Consider the following 19,112-nt stretch of genomic DNA (forward strand, 5'->3'; position numbering starts at 1 on the left):
CAGAGAAAAAATGAGATTAAGAAAGATTTTCGCAGCGGCACTGCTGCTGCTCTCTGTGGGAAATGCGATGGCACAGATGCCTCCTATCCCAGTGGACAAGAATGTGAAGATCGGTCATCTTGAGAATGGCTTGACCTACTACATTCGTCATAATGCTTTCCCTGAGCATGTGGCTAGTTTCTACATCGCTCAGAAAGTGGGTTCTATCAATGAGAATGACGACCAGCGCGGTTTGGCTCACCTTTTGGAGCACCTCGCCTTCAATGGCACCGAGCACTTCAAGGGCAATTCCCTCCAGGATTACCTGCAGAGCATCGGCGTGGAGTATGGTCGCAACCTCAATGCCTATACCAGCATCGACAAAACCGTTTATTATTTCACCGATGTTCCTACTACCCGCACCTCAGCAGTGGATTCCTGCATGCTCATCCTCAAGGATTGGAGCAACGGTATCTCGCTGACCAAGGAGGCCATCAACGATGAGCGCGATGTGGTACACAATGAGTATCGTCTGCGCATGGTGGGTCAGCAGCTCATGTTGGAGCGCAACCTGCCTAAGCTCTACCAGGGCGAGAAGTACGGATACCGTATGCCTATCGGCTTGATGAGCGTCGTCGATGGATGCGACCCTGAAACCCTGCGTGCTTACTATCGCAAGTGGTACCGTCCGGACAACCAGGCAATCATCATCGTGGGTGATATCGATGTAGATCATGTAGAAGCACAGATCAAGAAACTCTTCTCTGGCATCAAGGTGCCTAAGAATGCTGCCAAGGTAGTGCCAGTGCCAGTGGCTGACAACGATACAGCCATCTACGTAATCGACAAGAACAAGGAGCAGAAGTTCGACATGATCAATATCATGATGAAGACCGATGCATATCCTGATTCCTTGAAAGGCAACATGGCCTACCTCGTCATGGGTTACCTCCGCAGCGTAGTAGGTTCGATGTTCGATGCCCGCTTGGCAGAGCAGACACGTGAGGCAGATTGCCCATTCCTCCAGGGAAGCGCAGGCATCGGCTCTTACCTCATTTCAGGCACCAAGGATGCCTTCTCTATCTCGGGTGTGGCTAAGCCAGGCAAGGTAAAGGAGGCTTATGCAGCCTTCCTGCGTGAGGCAAAGCGTGTACGCGACTTCGGTTTCACAGCCACAGAGTATGCACGTGCCAAGGAGAACTTCATGAGCGGCATGGAAACCATGTATGAGAACCGCAACAAGATGAAGAACGAGCAGTTTACTACCCAGTATGTGGATCACTTCACAGACAACGAGCCAATCCCATCTCTCGAAGATGAGTACAAGATTTATCAGATGATAGTGCCAAGCTTTACTGTTGAACACATCAACGATGCGATGAAGAATCTGATTTCAGAAACCGACACCAACTTTGTGAGCATGGTGCTGATGAAGGAGGCAGAGGGCGTAAGCTATCCTACAGAGCAGGAACTTGCTGCCATCGTGAAGCAGGTACGCGGCGAGAAGCTGGAGGCTTATGTGGATAACGTGAAGCAGGAACCACTGATGGCTTCAGCTCCTAAGGCTGGCAGCATCAAGAAGGTGGTAGAGAACAAGGTGCTCGGCTTCAAGAAGCTCACCCTCTCTAACGGTGCCAAGGTGGTATTGAAGAAGACCGACTATAAGGATAATGAGATTCGTGTTGCCGGAAGTGCCAACGTGGGTTACTCTGCATTCCAGAACGACCCTGTTAACGCTGCCAATGCTTCTACCGTATGGGAAGTAAGCGGATTGGCTGGTTTCACAGGCAACGACCTGCAGAAGATGCTGGCTGGTAAGCAGTGCAGCGTAGGTCTCACCATGAGTCCTTTCCGTCACGGTATCGCCGGTACTTCTACTCCTAAGGATCTGGAGACGATGATGCAGCTTCTCTATCTCTCGATGACCAACCTGACCAAGGACGAGAAGGCATTCGAGAACCTGAAGAATACCTACGTTACCGTGCTCTCTAACAAGAGCAACAACCCTAACATGGTATATCAGGATTCTATCCAGAGCACTCTCTACCTGGGCAACAAGCTGGCTCTTCTTCCAAATGCAGAGGATATCCAGAACATCAACTACGACCGTGTGCTCGACATGCAGAAGCAGCTCTATGGCAATGCCAAGGACTTCACCTTCTATTTTGTAGGTAACTACGACGAGAAGGTACTCCTGCCACTCATCGAGCAGTATATCGCTTCTCTGCCAAACAAGGGCATGAAGCTGAAGAACCAGAAGATTCCATACGCTAAGGGCGAGGTGAAGAACATCTTTACCAAGGCAATGGAGAATCCACAGAGCCAGGCACGCGAGATGTGGTTCGTGAAGTTGCCTGCTTATACTCAGAAGACAGCCGTATTGGCTGATATTTCTGCCCGTCTGTTGGAGATGAAGTATCTGCGCAGCATCCGTGAGGAGTTGAGTGCTGCTTACAGCACTGGTGCATCTTGCGGCTTGATTTTCGATTACGACGGCAAGTTGGCACTTACCATCAACGGTACGGCTCAGTTGAACCCAGATAAGGTAGATGCAGCTGTTCCTTGCTTCTTCAAGGGTATGGAGGAGACGATTGCTGCTCCTGATGCCAACGATTTGCAGAAGGTGAAGGAGATTCTGCTGAAGCAGGCTGGTGTTGATGAGAAGACCAACAGCTACTGGATGCAGGTATTGAGCATGTATGATTTGCGTAAGGTAGATACCCACACCAACTACCGTGAGATGGTGAAGTCGGTAACTGCCCAGCAGATTTCAGACTTCCTGAAGAACGTGGTACTGAAGAGTGGCAACCACTTCGAGGTAATCATGAAGGCAGAGAAGAATAAGTAACTTGAATAAGAAGTAAGATATGAAAAAGCCCCGTTGCCAGACGAAACGTTCCGGCAACGGGGTTTTTTACTTTTTCTTTCTTTTCCCAAAAACTACCTTTTCAAATTAAGAGTCATTCTGAAAAAATCTCTCTTCGAAGGATTCAAATCCTTGTCTGCTTCATAAACCTAGAAGAAATTCATCTCTTCTCTTTTTGCTGTGAAGGACTTAATCTCTTCTCTTTGCCTTAGAGGCAAGGGCCTCGCGGCGATCCTGAAGAATCTGCTGGCACTTGTTCAATGCCTGATTTTCATTACTCGTGTTTACCTTAATTAAATCATTCATAACCTATTGTATTTTTATTAACGCTGCAAAGATATTACATTCTGATAACATTTCGGTACACAAAACGATATTTTTGGGGTAATTATTATTCTTTTTTGATTTAAGTCAAAAAGATGAATCATTTGCACTAGCTTTTGCACGAAAATCAGCATTTGAATAAACCATCTGCACCCCCATCCGTCTATAAATCGTGCAGGGTAATTAGAAGGGATGCTGATGATGAACAGAGGATGAATAGGAAAAATAGGAAAGCTGGAAGAGAAAAAAAGGGGATTTCTCTTTGTTATTTCCCAAAAAATGCCGAACTTTGCACCCGAAAGCGTGAATATCGATATAAGATTTGGTATAAGAATAAGATAATATAGAAAGTAAAAGGAAAATAAAATGAAAAAGGTAATTCTGACGGCTGCCCTCGTGCTCGCATGCACAGTAGGCAGCAATGCTAGCGCCATGAACGAGGCAGCGCTCAATGCCTCTAAATCGGAGTTGATGCCAGTGAAGAAGACTACAAAGAAATCAACCAAGAAATCTTCTTCAAAGAAATCAACCAAGAAATCTTCTTCAAAGAAACCAACCAAGAAATCTTCTTCAAAGAAATCAACCACCAAGACTACCAAGAAGTCAACCACCAAGACTTCTACCAAGAAATCTACATCCACTTCTGTAGATGCAACCACTGGTGCTACTTCTTCGGCCACTGCTGCCACTGCTGCTACCACCACATCTATTGGTAGCATCATCAGTGGCCTCTTGAACAATGTAATCGGTTCGGGCACATTTTCAAAGGAAGATCTCTGCGCTCATACCTGGAAGTACAGCAAGCCAGGATGCGCCTTCACTTCAGAGAACCTGCTGGCAAAGGCGGGTGGCGAGATTGCTGCCAACAAGGTAGAGGAGAAGTTGAGCACCTATTATAATAAGTTTGGCTTCAACAGTTCAAACACCCAGTTCACCTTCACCACCGACGGCAACTTCTCTGCGCAGATTGACGGCAAGCCATGGCAGGGCACCTATACCTTTGATGAGAAGACTCATGCCATCCATCTGAAGGGCCTTCTGCTGAGTGCTTCGGGTTATGCCACCAAGACCACCAATGGCATCAGCCTTCTCTTCGACCAGAAGAAGCTTCTCAACCTCATCAAGATGCTCAGCGCCTTCAAGGGCAGCTCTACTCTCAGCGCAGTGGGTACCATCGCCAACAGCTACGATGGCATGCGTGTAGGTTTTGAAATGACTAAGTAATGCATACTCCCTTGCTGCGGATTTCAAATCCGCAGAGCCTAAATAGGTTAGGACATTTTTTAACGCCGGGTTTCAAATCCGGCGAGCGCCTAGCGGATTAAAAAAGGGTGCGTCATGAAACGCTGACACGCTTCGGGATATAAAAATTCCCCCATACGCAAATGAGTGTATGGGGGATTTTTTTATATAATCATATTACCAACTTTTTACTTGAATGGCATGAACCAGTTGTTCGGATCACTCAAGTCGAGCACTGAGTTCTTGAACTTCAGCTTATCACGAAGCCAGAGAGAACCATAGTTGCTGCCCCAAGGATTATCATTGTTCTTGTGACGGGCGATGCGGCAAAGGTCGCTGAAGCGGCTGCCCTCAAAGGCAAGCTCCAATGCCATCTCGTCGCAGAGAAGGTCTTCTACGGCATCCTGCTCAATCTTCAAGCTATCTGATGCTGTGGCGTTCACAGGATAACTCTTGCCTAATTCAGCCAACTTCTTATCAATCTCTGTGCGATACTTGTAGAGCGACTGGTTACCCTGGGTCATACCGGCACCACGGGCATGCAGTGGCTGGCTACCTATGCTGTATTCCCTAGATTCGTCCTCATCGTTGAACACTACTCGGTTCTCAGCCGTCAGGAAAGGAACGGTGGTCTTCAGGAACTCGATACCTTCCTGGGTCATATAGGTGGTATCCTGCTCCAACTTGTGGTTCCAGCCATCCTTCAGCAAGGCGAATGCCACGTCAGGATGTCCCATGCGGTTGATTGCCTCGGCAAGTTTCAGATAAACACCAGAGGTGCGATAGAGCGGAATGTTCGCATTCTCATATTTCATGATAATGTTAACCAAATCTGTCTTCTTATCCGATCTCACACGGTTGTAAGAACTGTGATAACGCATATCTCCCACAGAAGCGTAGGCGTAAACAGCGTTCTTACCGCTACCCACTCTGTAATAGAAGTTCTGACTGTTAGACAGAGCGAGGTATGAATCAGATGCTACCAGGGCAGATTCAACGTTGTAGCGATAACCGTCTGCCGCAGTGTAGTAGTTGTAACCAAACAAACCAGGCAGGGCAGTAATCTCACCACGCAACTTGTTGGTTGCCATAGCCACGAAGGTGATGGTTTCCGCATCTTGGCTGTAGGTAGTTGACCAGTCGCCGTTTGAAACAAACCAGCTCTGTCCGTTTCTCATTGAGGTTGGAAGATCCGAATAGGTTGGATAATTCGCCCAGTCAGCCAGATAAGAACGCAGGCGCTCCTTGTTCTGCTTCAGATAATTGAAGTAATGCTCTGCCGCCTTGGCATAGTTGCCTGACTCCAGATAGAGGTCGGCAAGGATGAGGCGTACCGGAATCATCATCTGCGATGTGGTTACCTTCTTCTGCTCTCCGGCGTCGCTCATACCCAGGTCAAACTCCTTCCAGCTAGGCACTGGCAGGTTCACATACTGCTCCAGGTCGGGAGCCAGGGCAGCCACGATGCCGTTCAGGTCTTTCTTCTCCAGGTTGGCAGCACCCTCTACCGATGAGATATCGGTAAGAGGATGGGTGTAGAAAGGCACGTTGCCATAGTTGCGAACCAGCTGCAGGTAAGCCCATGCACGGATGGCCTTTGCCTCGGCATACTCCTTCATTGCCACAAGGCTTGAACCGGTGGCAAGGGTGGTGTCGCGGTGAGCCACGTAGTAGTTGCAGTTGTTGATGATGCGGTAATAAACATACGCAGAATCATACTTGTTGCCGTCGGCATAGTCGAAGGCTGCCAGGCGCTGCAAGTCGGTAGAGGCATGAGAGGTTGGCGACACGAGGTCGCCACGAAGCTCATTGACAAGCACATTCTGGTCGATGGCTTGCTGAACACCTTTCAAGATACCGTTGATATAGAACATAGAATCGACCTTCTCGTTGAGTTCCGGATTATAGACGTAACGATTAGATCCATCATCGAACATATCACTGCATGAACTGAATGTGATGGCAGCCAGGGTGGCTGCTATGAAATATTTAATTTTCATTATTTTGATGCTTTGTGATTGTACTTTTTTATTAGAGATTAAGCTTCAAACCCACTGTGATGGTGCGTCCTGATGCGATGCTACCCGTGTCGATGCCCTGATAGAGCACGGCGTTGGAGGTTGACATCTCAGGGTCGCCACCCAGATACTTGGTCAGGGTGAAGAGGTTGTTTGCCTCTACCCAAACCTGAAGACCCTGCAACCAGGATGTGCTTACAGGCACCTTGTAGTTGAGGTTGAGTGAGCGGAGCTTCAGATAGCTTCCATCCTCTATCCAGCGGTCGCTGAAGCGTGAGTTGCCCATCTCGTCATCGTAAGATATACGAGGAACATTGGTCACCTGACCTTCGCTTCTCCAGCGGTTTACCAGGGCAGTGCTCTGGTTGTAGAAGTTCTTGCCACCCTCGATTACGCTGCGCTGGTAGTTGAAGATGTCGTTGCCTACAGAGTAGCCGAACACTGCAGAGAGTGTGAAGTTACCGTAAGAGGCGCGGATGAATGCATTACCATAGATATCCGGGTTTGGATTACCGATGATGGTCTTGTCGTTCTCGCCGATGCAGCCATCGCCATCCAGGTCAACGAAGTGCATGTCACCAGCCTTGAAATACTTCTTGGCACCGGTTTCGTCGAGCTGGTAGAGATAACCGTCCTTTCCGGCAGCCTTTGCTTCTGCATCTGTTGCGAATACGCCTGCAGTCTTGTATCCGTAGAATACACCGGCACTCTGACCTACGAGTGTTGCCACGTTGCCGCTGCCATAGATAGAAGAGGTATAACCCTTGGCACCCTTGGCATTGCCGTTGATGGCTACGTATTTCTCGTTAGGCAAGCTCTTGATCTCGTTCTTGTAGTGACCCAAGCTGGCACCCAGTTCCAGGGTGAATTTGCGGCTTACCACTGGCTTACCGTTGAGGCTTACCTCAAATCCGGTGTTGTCCATAGAACCCTCGTTGCTCCAATAGCTCTTCACACCTGCCACAGGAGTGGTGAAATCCTTTATGGTGAGGAGGTCGGATGTATGGTTCATATAGTAGTTGAAGCCTAAGCCCAGGCGGTTGTCGAGCCACTGGCTCTGGAAGCCCAGGTTGATGCGGCGGGTCTTCTCGAAGGTCACATTCTCGTTACCGATGTTGTTGAGCTGTACGGCAGGGATGGCGTTGTGCAGGAACTTCAATACCTCGAACGATGTGTGTGCCGCCTTGTTGTTGATATCGTCGTTACCGCTTATCTCGAATCCGGCGTTCAGGCGCAGATAGTTGAGGCCGATGTTCTGTGGGAACCACTCTTCGTTGGTCATCACCCAACCTGCCTGTACGCTAGGGAACAAGCCCCATGCTACACCGCCCATGCGCAGGCTTGTGGCCTTGTCGCCGAAGCTGCTGCTGCTCTCCAGGGCTGCCTGAGCCTCCAGGAAGTAGCGGTTCTTGTAGTTGTAGTTGGCCTGTGCATACCAGGTAAGGCTGGTCTTCTTGTAATCCTCACCCTTGGCATCCTTGAAGTCCATGCTGTTGGATACGTTTGGCAAGAGGTCGTTACCGGCACTCTGATACTGTCCTGTAGGGTTGTTCATCTCATAACCGTAGTTCAGGTATCTGAATCCTGCCATGGCGTCGATGGTGTGGGCACCCAGGATGCGTGAGAAATCGAAGCGGGTATCGCTCATCACGGTCTCTTCCTTGGCGAAGATGGAAGCAGACAAGGTCTGCACCATACCCAAGCCCTCTACATAGAAGGTTGGCACACCGCCCTTCGGACGATAGTAGCGCTGGGAGTTACGGTTTAACGTATAGTTGATGTTCTCTGAAAGCTTGAAACCCTTGCCCAGGTCGAACTTAGGCATGATGCGCACGTGGAACATAGAGTTCTCCATGCGGTTCTTGTTGTTGCCGCTGCCGTTTGCCAGCAGGGCAGTAGGGTTTGCCAGCGAGAGGTTGGGATCCAGTGCACTCAGGAAGTCGTCTGCCTCAGAGAGGGTAGAAGACAACTGACCTGTGGTCTTGTTGAATACGTATGGGTTGAGGATAGGCGACTTGATCAGTGCCAGGAGTGTAGGAGATGTCACGGTACCCTTGCTGAAGTCGCTAGGAGCGCCATCATCGAAGAGGTCGCGGCTCAACTTCACGTAGTCAACGTCAAACTCAGTAGCGAAGCCCTTGGTAATCTTCAAGTCGCTGTTGAAACGGATGTTCAGGCGGTTGAAGCCATTCTTCTTGGCAGTGCTCTTGCCGTCGGTATAACCCAGAGAGAGGTTGTACATACCCACATCGTCACCACCCTGCACGTTGATGCTGTAGTTCTGGCTCAAGGCTTCTTCATAAACCTCCTTGCTCCAGTCGGTGTTGTTGTGGTATGCATTATAATAGTAATTGTTTTTGTCGTTATTCAGGAAATTGAGATTATTGTTCTCCATAATCTTGCTGATTTCCGGATAAGTACCCAGCATCTCTGTGGCATAGCTCATATACTGGTTGGCATCCATCACCTTAGGAAGCTTTGGTACCAGGTTCACGCCCACACCGATGTTGGCGTCAATGCGGGTAGCGATGCTGTGACCGCGGCGGGTTTCGATGACGATAACGCCGTTGGCACCCTTGGCACCATAGATGGCAGTACCGTTCTTCAATACAGAAATCTTCTCGATGTCGGCAGGGTTGATGTTCAGCAACTGGTTGTTGAACATACCTGTCTGCAGCGAAGTGCCGTTATACTGCATGTCCATTGGCACGCCATCCACTACTACCAGTGGCTGGGCGTTGGCATTGAGCGAGTTCAAGCCACGGATAAACATGGCAGAACCGATGCCAGGAGCACCTGAGCGCTTGATGGTGCGCACGTCGCCGCCGAGCTGTTCGCTGATGAGGTCCTCAACAGAAATCTGTGTGGTTGTCTTATCGGTCTTTACGCTGGCAGCGCCTCCGAGCTGTGTACCGTTGGTGTACATCTCGTTGAACTTGTCGCTGAGCATGTTGGCAGTGATATGACTCTTACCTGCGATGGAAACCTGCTGGCTGGCATACTGCGAAGTGAAGAGATAGAGCGATGTAGTGAAGGTAGGCACCTTGATGGTGAAGGTACCGTCGTCCTTGGTCATGGCAGCATAGTTGGCATTGCCCAATGGCTGAACCTGTACACCGCTGAGTGGCTTTCCTGTAGCAGCATCGTAGATGGTACCTGTGATTTCCATCATAGGGTATTCAGGCAACTTAGGAGCTGCTGCCGTCTTCTTCTGACTTGCTGCGTCATCTGTTGCTTCCTGGGCGTTGACCTGTGCTGCCACAGCCATCAAGCCCATGATTGCCAATATTCTGAAATTTATCATTGTTTTCAAATGTTGAGTTCATGTTTGATTAATTGCTGGAGCCGGTGAGGTTCCAGAAGAGTTCTGGCATGTCGCCCGTGTAGTCGCTAATCATACCATTTTTCATGTAGTATTCCACTGCCTCCTGAGGAACCAGGACGATGCCTGCAATGCGGAGCTCAGTGCTGCCACCTTGGGTACGTGTGCTGCAATATACATTGAACACAGGGCGAATAGCTGGGTCGTTCTGAAGACCGGTGTAGCTCATGTTTGGCTTGAAGATACCCATGTACTTGGTCAGAATCTTGGATTCTTCCTTGGTTCCGTAATCGAATTTCACCGCACCCATGTTCTTGTTCATGTGGTCGAAATCCTTTTTCAGGGCACCTGGAGTTGGATATCCGGTGCTGGCTTGTGCCTTAGGAGCACCACCCTTACTATTGTGCATGATGGTACGCAGAGCGATGGCTTGCTCGGTTGGTACGGCTGTGGTATCGTTGATGGTAGCAGGAACCATGGTCAGATATACGGCGTATGCTGTAGATCGAACCTGTGGAGCGTAGAGGAATACCTCTGGGCGCTCGTTGATGGCTGATGATACCTGATAGAACGCTGGGGTGTGCATGGAACCCTTTACGCTTGGGTTGCGGTCGCTGCTTCCCACGGTCACGGTCTTTGTCAGGGTTACGTTGCTGGTACCTGCCTGATAGTTACCGTACTGAGCCTTCAGGTGGATGGTAGGGTTCCAATTTGACCATGGGCGTGCGTAGAGTGAATCGCCTGTTAACCATACAGTACCGTTACTCATGTTGTATTTGGTAGCACCCTTAAACAGCTCTGCGGCATCATCCACGCGGCTGCTGTTAGGACTCATGTAGTTCAAGGTGTTGTATGAATACACATAGGTTGTACTGTGGATAGAGTCGGTAGCACCGGTTGGAATGTTGCCACCCTTCAGTGCTGGGTTCACGGTGTTGCTGAATATCAATGGCATCAGGATGCTCAGGATGGTATGCTCCTTCTTCAAGCTGTCGGCATCGATGTTTACCTTTGATGCGATGGTGTAGGTAAGCTTACCTGTCTTCTCATCGTTGGTAAGGGTGAATGGCTCGAAGCTTTCAGGATAGTCGAAGTATGCCTCCACGTGCTTGTAAGCCTTCTTCCAAGCCTTGTCGCTAGGAACAATCATCGTGTAGGTACTGTCTTCGCTGGTGAGCTGGGCATTGAGCAGGGTGAACATCTGGTTGTATTCTGTATAAACTGTATCCAGATAGGTAACTTCACCATCCTTCATCGGACCTTCCACACTCTTGTCCTTATCAATCTCGCGCTTCATCTTGCTCATGAAGATATCCTTCAACGAGTTGGTGGTCACGCCACCCTCGTGCTCGCGGGCGAAATATTCATAGAAGTTAGGACGGAAATCCATCATGCCCTTCATCAGGTGCATCACGCCGTTCTTGCTCAGGATATTGGTGCTGTCCACTGCCTCTCCGCTGAGCACGTAGCTGTTGTCGCTGCCCTGGAAATCTAACACCTTCTTGTTGAGGAAGTGGATGCGCTCGTCGATGTCGCCCGATGCACGGTGATAGCCGCGTGCGATGTGGTTGTTGAGGAATTCTGCCTTCAGCAAGCTGTCGCTCATGGCGTTGTATTTCTCGAAGTCGTAGGCATTATTGTTGGGTGCCCATACGGTGAAGCTCTGGTTGGTATTGAGCGCCTGGTCGTAGCCAACTTTCTTGAGGAGGGTGGCAAAGTTGCTCAACTCCTGTCGGCTGTTGATCTGCTCCCAGAGGGTAGCGTCGGAACCCAGGATGTTGTTGCCGTTGGCATCATAATGGTCATCCCAGTCGCTGCAGCCTTGGAGCCCCAAGGCTACAGCTGCTGTCATTAATATATATCTTACTTTCATGTTATTCTTTTTACTTGATTTGGATTCTATTTTTTTAGAATACGTCCTCGGTGAGGTTTAGAATACATCCTCGGTGAGGTAAGGGTTGTTATATACGCTTACTGGTACAAGTTCGATGTAGTCGAGCTCAAACTGTGCCTCAGTGTTCTCTGGCATCGCTGTCTTGCAGCGGAACCAGTTTTCTTCACCCTGCTTGAAGTACTGCTTGGTTACGATGCGGCGGATGTGCTGCTGGCCACCTGTACCGTTGAATCGTGCCAGGGTACCCTCGCCATACTTCATGTTACCGAAGTAGTTAGGACCACGCATCCATCCACGGTTGTGCATCGCCTTATCCACTGCTGCACCATTGTCACCATCGGTATTTGGGTTTGTCCAACCCACGGTTACTGAGCTTGCCTGTACGTTCTGATCCAATGGAATATCGCATGGAGTCATGGTTGAACGGTCGGAAGAGTGACCCAGGTAGAACTGAACGATGGTACGTGCACCGTTGTTCACATAACCGAAGCGCAACTCGTAAGTTCCATCCTTTGGTACTGGAGGCAACTTGATGGCGAAGTCGTATGCACCCTTACAGTAGAGCTCATCGCCCTGGTAGTCGTTCCAGCAGTCGTTGCTTGAACCCTGTCCTACCTTTGCCTCGTCTTTGGTAAGATAATATACGCGAGATGCCTCGCCGTTGTAGATAACCATGTTCTCGAAGTAACCCTCTGGGATACGAACGGCTGTGATGTTACGGTCGGTGCGGCCGAAGAATGACTTCAGGTCGGCTCCGGTGTAACCTCTGTAGCGGTTGGTCATACTTTCATCGAAGAGTGACATGAACTCGAAGCGGAGACGCTCGTTGAGCACCTTGTTAGGAACAGTTTCCTTGTAAGCGAGTACACCGCTGATAGGGTGAACGTAACCGTTGCTTGCCTGGCGTGAGTTGATCTTGGTGTTACCTACCAGGATACCTTCGTCAATAACCTTGTTTGCCTCCAGATAAGCTGTACCATTGCGGTTGGTGTTACCTGGGTCGCTGGTCAGGGTAGGAGTGTTCAGCTGGCGGTTGATGCGGATTTCACCTACGTTACCACCTGGATCCTTGATACCTGTAAGCTTGAACATGGTTCCTGGCAACAGGGTGCGAACATACTCATATACATCCATATCCTTCAACTCGTTGTATGAATAAACGAGCTTGTCGGTAGAGAGTGCATAGTGCAGAATGTGGTAGCGGATAAACATGTTGAGGGCGTTCCACTGGTTGGTGTAGTCGTTGCCGGTGCTTACGTTGATGCCTGCATCCTCCACATAGCTATACCAGTTCTTGCAATTTGCATATTCCTTGTTGGCTCTTTCTACCAAATCAGCAAAGGTGTTGATGCCTTCCTTCTTGAGTACTTCGTCTGGCTCTGCAAAGATGGTGAATCCCACCTTACACTTGGTTGGGTAGTCGGCGTATGGATACTTGGTTTCTGGTTCGATGTTGAACCAGCTGATTCCCTTGGTGCGGATGTTTTCCTGCAAGATCTTGTCGATACCTGTCTTTCTCAAGGCTTCTACCCAGAGTTTGTAGCTTCCCATTGCATCCATCTCGTCGATGATGTAGTTGGTTGAGCGGTAGAAGAGGCGGTCGATTACCTGCACGATACCATTTTCCACTTCCTGGTCGGTCTTGATGAAATGGGTGGTACCATCCATGGTTATTTCGCCATTTACACGCTTTGGTGTATGGGTGTTACCCAGCATCATGGTGATGTCGGCACCTGTGAGGAAGTCGTTGGTGGTCTTTTTCTGACCTGTTACGTGCGATTCGATGATGTCCTTGCAGAGGGAATCACGCTTTTCTGATTTCCAGAGGAGGTTCATGACGCTGTCTGCTGGTACTTTATCTCCATAACCTGTATAAAGACCATTGTGTTTATCGCCGCTCTTCACATCTTTGTAGAGTGAGTCGATATAAACCTCGAGTGCCTCGTTGGTTGGGGCGAAGCAGGTGTAAGTTCCGTAGGCAGACAAGCGGTCAGACATACCTGCATAGTCGGAAATCCTGGCGATGTCGCTCAAGGTTGAGTCGCTGCGCAGATAGTCGATGACGGTTTGACCGGTGAAAGTATAGAGGTTACTGTCATCAATCTCTTCAGAGCAAGATGTGAATGACGCAACACCCAGTGCTGCGAGTGCCATCATGCCTCCTATCTTATGAATGAACTTAGTCATATTGCTATACTATTTATTAATGTATATATATAATAATGTGTAATGATGCTGTTAATCCTGTCGCTCGGAAGTCTGTGTCTCCACATAAACCGGGTTCTGATGGATCAACTTGTTGTTCTTGGTTTCCTGCTGCAGGATTGGCCAGTAGAGGAATGCCTCGTTCTTGAACTTAATGACACCTGTACCGTATTTGGCATTCAGAATGTTCTTGAATTCGTTGTCGGCATTATCCAAAGTAGGATAGAGGCTACCCTTAGGGTCAATCTCGTAGAGGGTCTTGGTTGGATCTACACCCGTCATATGGCGGTAGCTGTAGCGAACCAGGTCGTACCAGCGCTTGCCTTCGTAGAGAAGCTCACGACCTCTTTCCTGGAGGCAGAGCAGTTCCAGCTTGGCTTGCTTGTCGTAGTTATCCTTATAAACCAATGAATCCTTGTTTACTGCCAATGGGTCAAGCGAACGCTTGTTCACGGCGTTGACAATCTGGAAGGCATGCTTCAGCTTGTTGGCATCGGTGCCAGCCAACTGTGTCTCGGCTTCTGCCTTCATCAGCATCACGTCGGTGATACGATATACAATCCAGTTCTGTTTGTAGTTGTCGAAACCGCGTGTCTGGAAATAGGTGTATCCCTGCTTGCTGGTAGGAATCATAGAATAGGCTTGCATGTTATACACCATCTTTCTGATTGGGAAGGATGAGGAGTTGGCATCGTTCACACCATAGCTGTTGTCGTAGAAGCGATAGTCGTTCTCCGACTGGTACAAGGCAGAGGTAGAAGCACTCGACTTGGCTGGTGTAGGGCTGTCGCCTACAGAGTTACCCACTGCTATGGTTCCTGCAAGCATACCGTAGGTTGATGTTGCGTCCTTATGCTTGTAGAAGTACTGGCGAACGAGGTTGTTCACGTTGCTGGTTCCATCAAACTGGAGTTCGAAGATGCTTTCGCGTGAATTGCCTTCCACGAAGTTCTGGTAGAATGCCTTGTTACCGCTCAACAGATAGTAAGGAGCTGTAGCGTTATCGCTGGATGCAGAACCCTTGTAGTTGTTCTCGTAGAATCTCTTGTGAGATTCAATCACCTTGTCGGCATAGTTGATGCAAGCCTGATAGTAGGTCTTTGCCTTCTCCTTGTCTGTTTGGCTCCAGAGTGAAGCACGCCACAGATATACATCGGCGAGGATGGAATTGATGGCATCCTTGCTCAGCAAGCCTACGCTGCGCCAGTCGTCGGCGGCGAAGGTGCCGTACTTGTAGCAACCTCTTTCTGCTTCTACCAGGTCGTTGATGCAGAGCTGCAGGGTAGAATCAGGTGCCAGCTGGCCGTCGAGGGTCAGGTCGTCTGACTTTTCATACGCCTTGGTTACGTATGGCACGTCGCGGAAGGTGCGAACCAGGTAGAAGTGGCAGAGTGCGCGAAGACCGAGCATCTGCGCACGGGTGGTTTGGTAGTCACCTTCGGTATAGTCAGGATCCACAGCCAGTACATCCTGTGCATGGTTCATCACCAGGTTGCAGGTGTTGATGACATAATAGAAAGATGACCATGAGTTATAACCGCTGCTAGGATAGAGATCCACGTTGGTGATGTTATCCAGTGTGGTATTATCCAATGCGCTGGTTTTTCTCAACACGTCGGAGCGATAGTCACCCCACATGATGAATCTTTCGATGTTGGAACCAGAAATCATTCCAGTATAGGCACCTGTGACCATTTGGTCAACCTGGTCTTTGTTTTTCCAGAAGTTCTCACCCACGGTCTTATCGGTAGGGTAAATCGTCAGGAAGTCGGTGCATGAGCAGAGTGATAAGCCTCCGAGGAAGGCTACCGCCAGGCTCTTGATGATATGGTTTGTTTTTTTCTTCATTTTTATCTTTATTTAAAGATGGGTTAAATACCGAGCGTCATACGGAGTGTGAATGACTTGCTTCGTGGTGTTTGCGAGTTGTCGGAAGCGAAGTTCCAGCCGCTGTTGGCATGCTCAGGGTCGGTGCCGCTATACTTGCTCCATACGAAGATGTTCTGGCCGCTCAGGTCGAAGCGCATCTGGTTAAGACCAAACTGCTTCAGGAATGTCTTAGGAACATTGTAGCTCAAACTTACGTAGCTGAAGCGCAGGAAGGAAGCATCCTCCACGTAGCGGTCGCTACCGAGCCAGTTGTAACCATAGTTATAGAGTGCACGTGGTATCTCTGTCTGGTCACCGTTCTTGCGCCAGCGCCAGTTCACGGCAGAACTCTGGTTGGTGGTATCATACATCTTCTCCAAGCCCATGCGAGCGAAGTTCACTACCTTGAAACCGGTACGGAATACGAAGTTGGTACGCAATGACCAGTCGCCGTAGTTGAAGGTGAATCCGAAACCTCCCGAGAACTTAGGGTTTGAGTTGCCCAGATATACCATATCCAGTGAGTTGATGGTACCATCCTTGTTCACATCCTCGTAAATCACGTCACCACCGTCGAACTTGTAGGTTTCACTACCGTTGCTTGAGTTGTAGGTCATGCGCAATGGTGAACCGTCGGAACCGGTGATTACCTTGCCTTCCTTGTTCAGTGCCACAGGAGCTGTCTTGCCTGCTGGCAGGAACTCGTTGTTGATGTAGTCAACCAGCTGGCTGTTGCTCCAGTTGTTCTGGCGGCGGAGGTTGGTCAGGTAGTCGTAGGTATATTGATATACTCCGTGAGCACGCAATCCGAAGATTGATCCCAGTGCGTTACCCACCTGGATGCGCTTGAAGTACTTACCACGGCTGTCGGCTGTCCAGTCTTCATTGATACCATCGAGCACGGTAGGATCCATCTCGGTAATCTTGTTGAAGTTCTGAGCCACGTTGAAGCTGGCGCTCATAGAGAACTTGCCTGCCTTGATGAATCGGTTGCCCTGGATGTTCAACTCCCAACCCTTGTTTTCCATCGAACCGATGTTCTTCCATGCCAGCTTGGCAAAACCTGTCTGTGAGGCGATGCTCACACCTGAGTTCAGCAGGTCGTTGGTCTTCTTGTAGTAGTAGTTGAAGTCAGCCTCCAGCTTATCATCGAAGAGACCCAGGTTGGCACCGAGGTTCCATGATGTGGTCTTCTCCCATTTCAAATCTACCAGCTGCAAGCCATCTACCTTCGTAGCTGGCAGGGTAGTAGTACCGTTACCATAGATGTTACCTGACACATACTTGGCATACTGCAGGTACTCGCTGCTAGGAGCCTTACCGTTCACACCCCATGATGGGCGTACGGCGAGCATGGAGAGTACATTGCGTGACCAGCGCATCCAAGGCTCATCGCTGATGTTCCAACGCACGGATACACCAGGGAAGTAACCCCACTTGTTGTTCTTGCCAAACTTGGTTGTACCATCGGCACGCACGGTGAAGTCGGCGTTGTAACGGGTCTTATAAGAAATGTGGGTAGAGAATACACCACTCATACCGCGCCACTCGCCGTTGCTGGTTGACATGTTGCGGAGGTAAGCTGGCACCGTAGGTGAGCTTACGCCGTCTGGCAACTGGTTCTCGGTTACGTTCTGTCCGTAGCCGTTACCCTTGGTCATCTCCCATCGTCCCAGCATCGTCCAAGCCAGGTCGTTACCCAACCAAGGGGTGAAGATGAGCTGGTGGCGGGTGGTGAATGCCAGCGAGTTGTAGTCGTCCATCGCATAGCGGTTGTAGTTACCGTCCTCCCATCCTGCTGTAGAAAGGGTACCTGGATACCAGGTAGGGTTGCTCTTTGAATAGACATCGAGATAAACGCTTCCCTCGTAGTCGAGGCGTGTCTTGCGCTCCTCTGTACCCATCAGATAGTAGTTGAGCTTGAACTCAGGGTTGATACGATAGGTGGTCTCGTTGTCGTAAGCCAGGTTGGCGATGGCAACAGGGTTACCGATGCCGCGCACTGACTTCAACTGCTCTGAAGAAGTACCGCTCACGGTAGAACCTGCACCCTCCTTGCCTTCCGGCAGCATGATGTAGTATTCGTTGGTATCGTTGCCGTTGGCATCCTCACGGTAGATACTCATGTTAGGAGCCATCTGCAAAGCCTTGCCCAGAATGTTGTTACCGTAGTTCTTCTGGTTCTTGGTATAAGTAAGAGGGAACTCGGTAGAGAACTTGATGCGGTCGCTCACGTAGTAATCCAAACTCAAGCGGGTTGAGAAACGGTCGAGCTGCTGCTTGATGATGGTACCCAACTGGTGGTCGTAGTTGGCAGAGATACGGAAGGTAGCCTTTTCGCCACCACCCGAGATGGTGATACCATGTGTCTGGTTCCAACCCATCTTGCGCACTGCATCTACCCAGTCGGTATTGTCATTCCAGTTGTTGTATTCTGCCCAACTCTTGTTGTAGTTCAACTCGTTGATGTTGGTAGTGGCAGAAGGATTCTGTGTAGGATTGTACAACTCCTCCTTCATCAGCATGGTGTATTCATCACCGGTAAGCAGATTGTAACCATCTGGCTGCCAGGTGCCCTGGAGCATGAAGTTATAGTTGATGCGGATCTTTCCGCGCTTACCGCGCTTGGTCTTGATACTGATTACACCGTTGGCACCACGTGCACCCCAGATGGCGGTAGCGGCAGCATCCTTCAGGATGTCGATGCTCTCGATATCGTTCACGTTGATGGAAAGCAGAGAACTGTAGGTCTCCTCCGTAGCGGTTGACCAGTCGGTGTTCTCGGCACCCGGCACATCCATGATGTTGCCGTTAACTACGATCAGAGGCTCAGAAGAACCGTTGATGGTGGTTACACCACGCATACGCATGGTAGTACCGGCACCCAGGTTACCAGAGTTGGCCACGATATCGAGACCTGCAATCTGACCCTGCAGCGCCTCGTCGGCACTGGTAAAGGCAAGACCATCCACCTTGTTCATGTTCAAGGTCTGTGTAGCCACAGAAAGCTCGTTCTTAGGAATGCTCAAACCATCGCCACGGAAGCGCTGCTTGGCAACCACGGTAACTGCTTCAATCTGGTTCTCATCCTTCAGCTGGATTTCGAAGTTGGTTTGTGAGCCGATCACCTTAGAGTATGGCTTGTAACCCACGAAGGTGACAACGAGTTTGTGCTTTGGATTCTTCACTGTCAGCTGGAAGTTACCGTTCACGTCGGTAACAGTAGCGTTGACGTTACGGTTGTTGGCATCCTTCTCGATGACGTTACAGCCAATCACAGGACCAAACTCGTCGGATACAGTACCTGATACACGCTGCCCTTGGGCGGCGATGGTCATGGTGCTGCACAGGGCGGCTGCTGTAAGATATGTTCTTATATTGTTCATTATATTA

Annotated in this window: 8 protein-coding genes; 2 read left to right on the forward strand and 6 right to left on the reverse strand. The window is 49.7% G+C overall.

What is annotated here, in order from left to right; all coding sequences use genetic code 11:
* The first annotated feature begins 10 nt into the window (after positions 1 to 10).
* Both KUA49_RS03200 and KUA49_RS03205 read left to right on the forward strand, forming a co-directional pair.
* On the forward strand, positions 11 to 2,827 hold the full coding sequence (locus KUA49_RS03200) for a M16 family metallopeptidase (RefSeq protein ID WP_218412053.1): 2,817 nt from the start codon (positions 11 to 13) through the stop codon (positions 2,825 to 2,827).
* A gap of 708 nt (positions 2,828 to 3,535) precedes the next feature.
* The gene (locus KUA49_RS03205; RefSeq protein ID WP_218412052.1) at positions 3,536 to 4,393 is read left to right on the forward strand and encodes a DUF4923 family protein; all 858 of its coding nucleotides are present in this window, start codon (positions 3,536 to 3,538) and stop codon (positions 4,391 to 4,393) included.
* Positions 4,394 to 4,599: 206 nt separating this feature from the next.
* Here the strand turns inward: KUA49_RS03205 and KUA49_RS03210 are convergent, their stop codons facing one another.
* From KUA49_RS03210 to KUA49_RS03235, 6 genes are read right to left on the reverse strand one after another with little or no spacing between them, the layout of a single operon-like run.
* On the reverse strand, positions 4,600 to 6,411 hold the full coding sequence (locus KUA49_RS03210; RefSeq protein WP_218412051.1) for a RagB/SusD family nutrient uptake outer membrane protein: 1,812 nt from the start codon (positions 6,409 to 6,411) through the stop codon (positions 4,600 to 4,602).
* Positions 6,412 to 6,442: 31 nt separating this feature from the next.
* On the reverse strand, positions 6,443 to 9,733 hold the full coding sequence (locus KUA49_RS03215; protein WP_218412050.1) for a SusC/RagA family TonB-linked outer membrane protein: 3,291 nt from the start codon (positions 9,731 to 9,733) through the stop codon (positions 6,443 to 6,445).
* Positions 9,734 to 9,761: 28 nt separating this feature from the next.
* The gene (locus KUA49_RS03220; RefSeq protein ID WP_218412049.1) at positions 9,762 to 11,624 is read right to left on the reverse strand and encodes a fasciclin domain-containing protein; all 1,863 of its coding nucleotides are present in this window, start codon (positions 11,622 to 11,624) and stop codon (positions 9,762 to 9,764) included.
* A gap of 57 nt (positions 11,625 to 11,681) precedes the next feature.
* A complete protein-coding gene (locus KUA49_RS03225) occupies positions 11,682 to 13,832 on the reverse strand; it encodes a fasciclin domain-containing protein (RefSeq protein WP_218412048.1) in 2,151 nt (716 codons plus the stop codon).
* 51 nt (positions 13,833 to 13,883) lie between these two features.
* Positions 13,884 to 15,698 (reverse strand): RagB/SusD family nutrient uptake outer membrane protein, encoded by a 1,815-nt coding sequence (locus KUA49_RS03230; RefSeq protein ID WP_218412047.1) that lies wholly within the window; start codon positions 15,696 to 15,698, stop codon positions 13,884 to 13,886.
* A gap of 23 nt (positions 15,699 to 15,721) precedes the next feature.
* A complete protein-coding gene (locus KUA49_RS03235) occupies positions 15,722 to 19,105 on the reverse strand; it encodes a SusC/RagA family TonB-linked outer membrane protein (RefSeq protein WP_218412046.1) in 3,384 nt (1,127 codons plus the stop codon).
* Between the last annotated feature and the right edge of the window lie 7 nt (positions 19,106 to 19,112).

Source organism: Segatella copri (assembly GCF_019249655.2).
Taxonomy (GTDB): Bacteria; Bacteroidota; Bacteroidia; order Bacteroidales; family Bacteroidaceae; genus Prevotella.

What these genes read in the sequence shown, in the direction of transcription:
- KUA49_RS03200 (WP_218412053.1), top strand. Translation starts at nt 11, where the DNA reads ATGAGATTAAGAAAGATTTTCGCAGCGGCACTGCTGCTGCTCTCTGTG.
- KUA49_RS03205 (WP_218412052.1), top strand. Translation starts at nt 3,536, where the DNA reads ATGAAAAAGGTAATTCTGACGGCTGCCCTCGTGCTCGCATGCACAGTA.
- KUA49_RS03210 (WP_218412051.1), bottom strand. Translation starts at nt 6,411, where the DNA reads ATGAAAATTAAATATTTCATAGCAGCCACCCTGGCTGCCATCACATTC.
- KUA49_RS03215 (WP_218412050.1), bottom strand. Translation starts at nt 9,733, where the DNA reads ATGATAAATTTCAGAATATTGGCAATCATGGGCTTGATGGCTGTGGCA.
- KUA49_RS03220 (WP_218412049.1), bottom strand. Translation starts at nt 11,624, where the DNA reads ATGAAAGTAAGATATATATTAATGACAGCAGCTGTAGCCTTGGGGCTC.
- KUA49_RS03225 (WP_218412048.1), bottom strand. Translation starts at nt 13,832, where the DNA reads ATGACTAAGTTCATTCATAAGATAGGAGGCATGATGGCACTCGCAGCA.
- KUA49_RS03230 (WP_218412047.1), bottom strand. Translation starts at nt 15,698, where the DNA reads ATGAAGAAAAAAACAAACCATATCATCAAGAGCCTGGCGGTAGCCTTC.
- KUA49_RS03235 (WP_218412046.1), bottom strand. Translation starts at nt 19,105, where the DNA reads ATGAACAATATAAGAACATATCTTACAGCAGCCGCCCTGTGCAGCACC.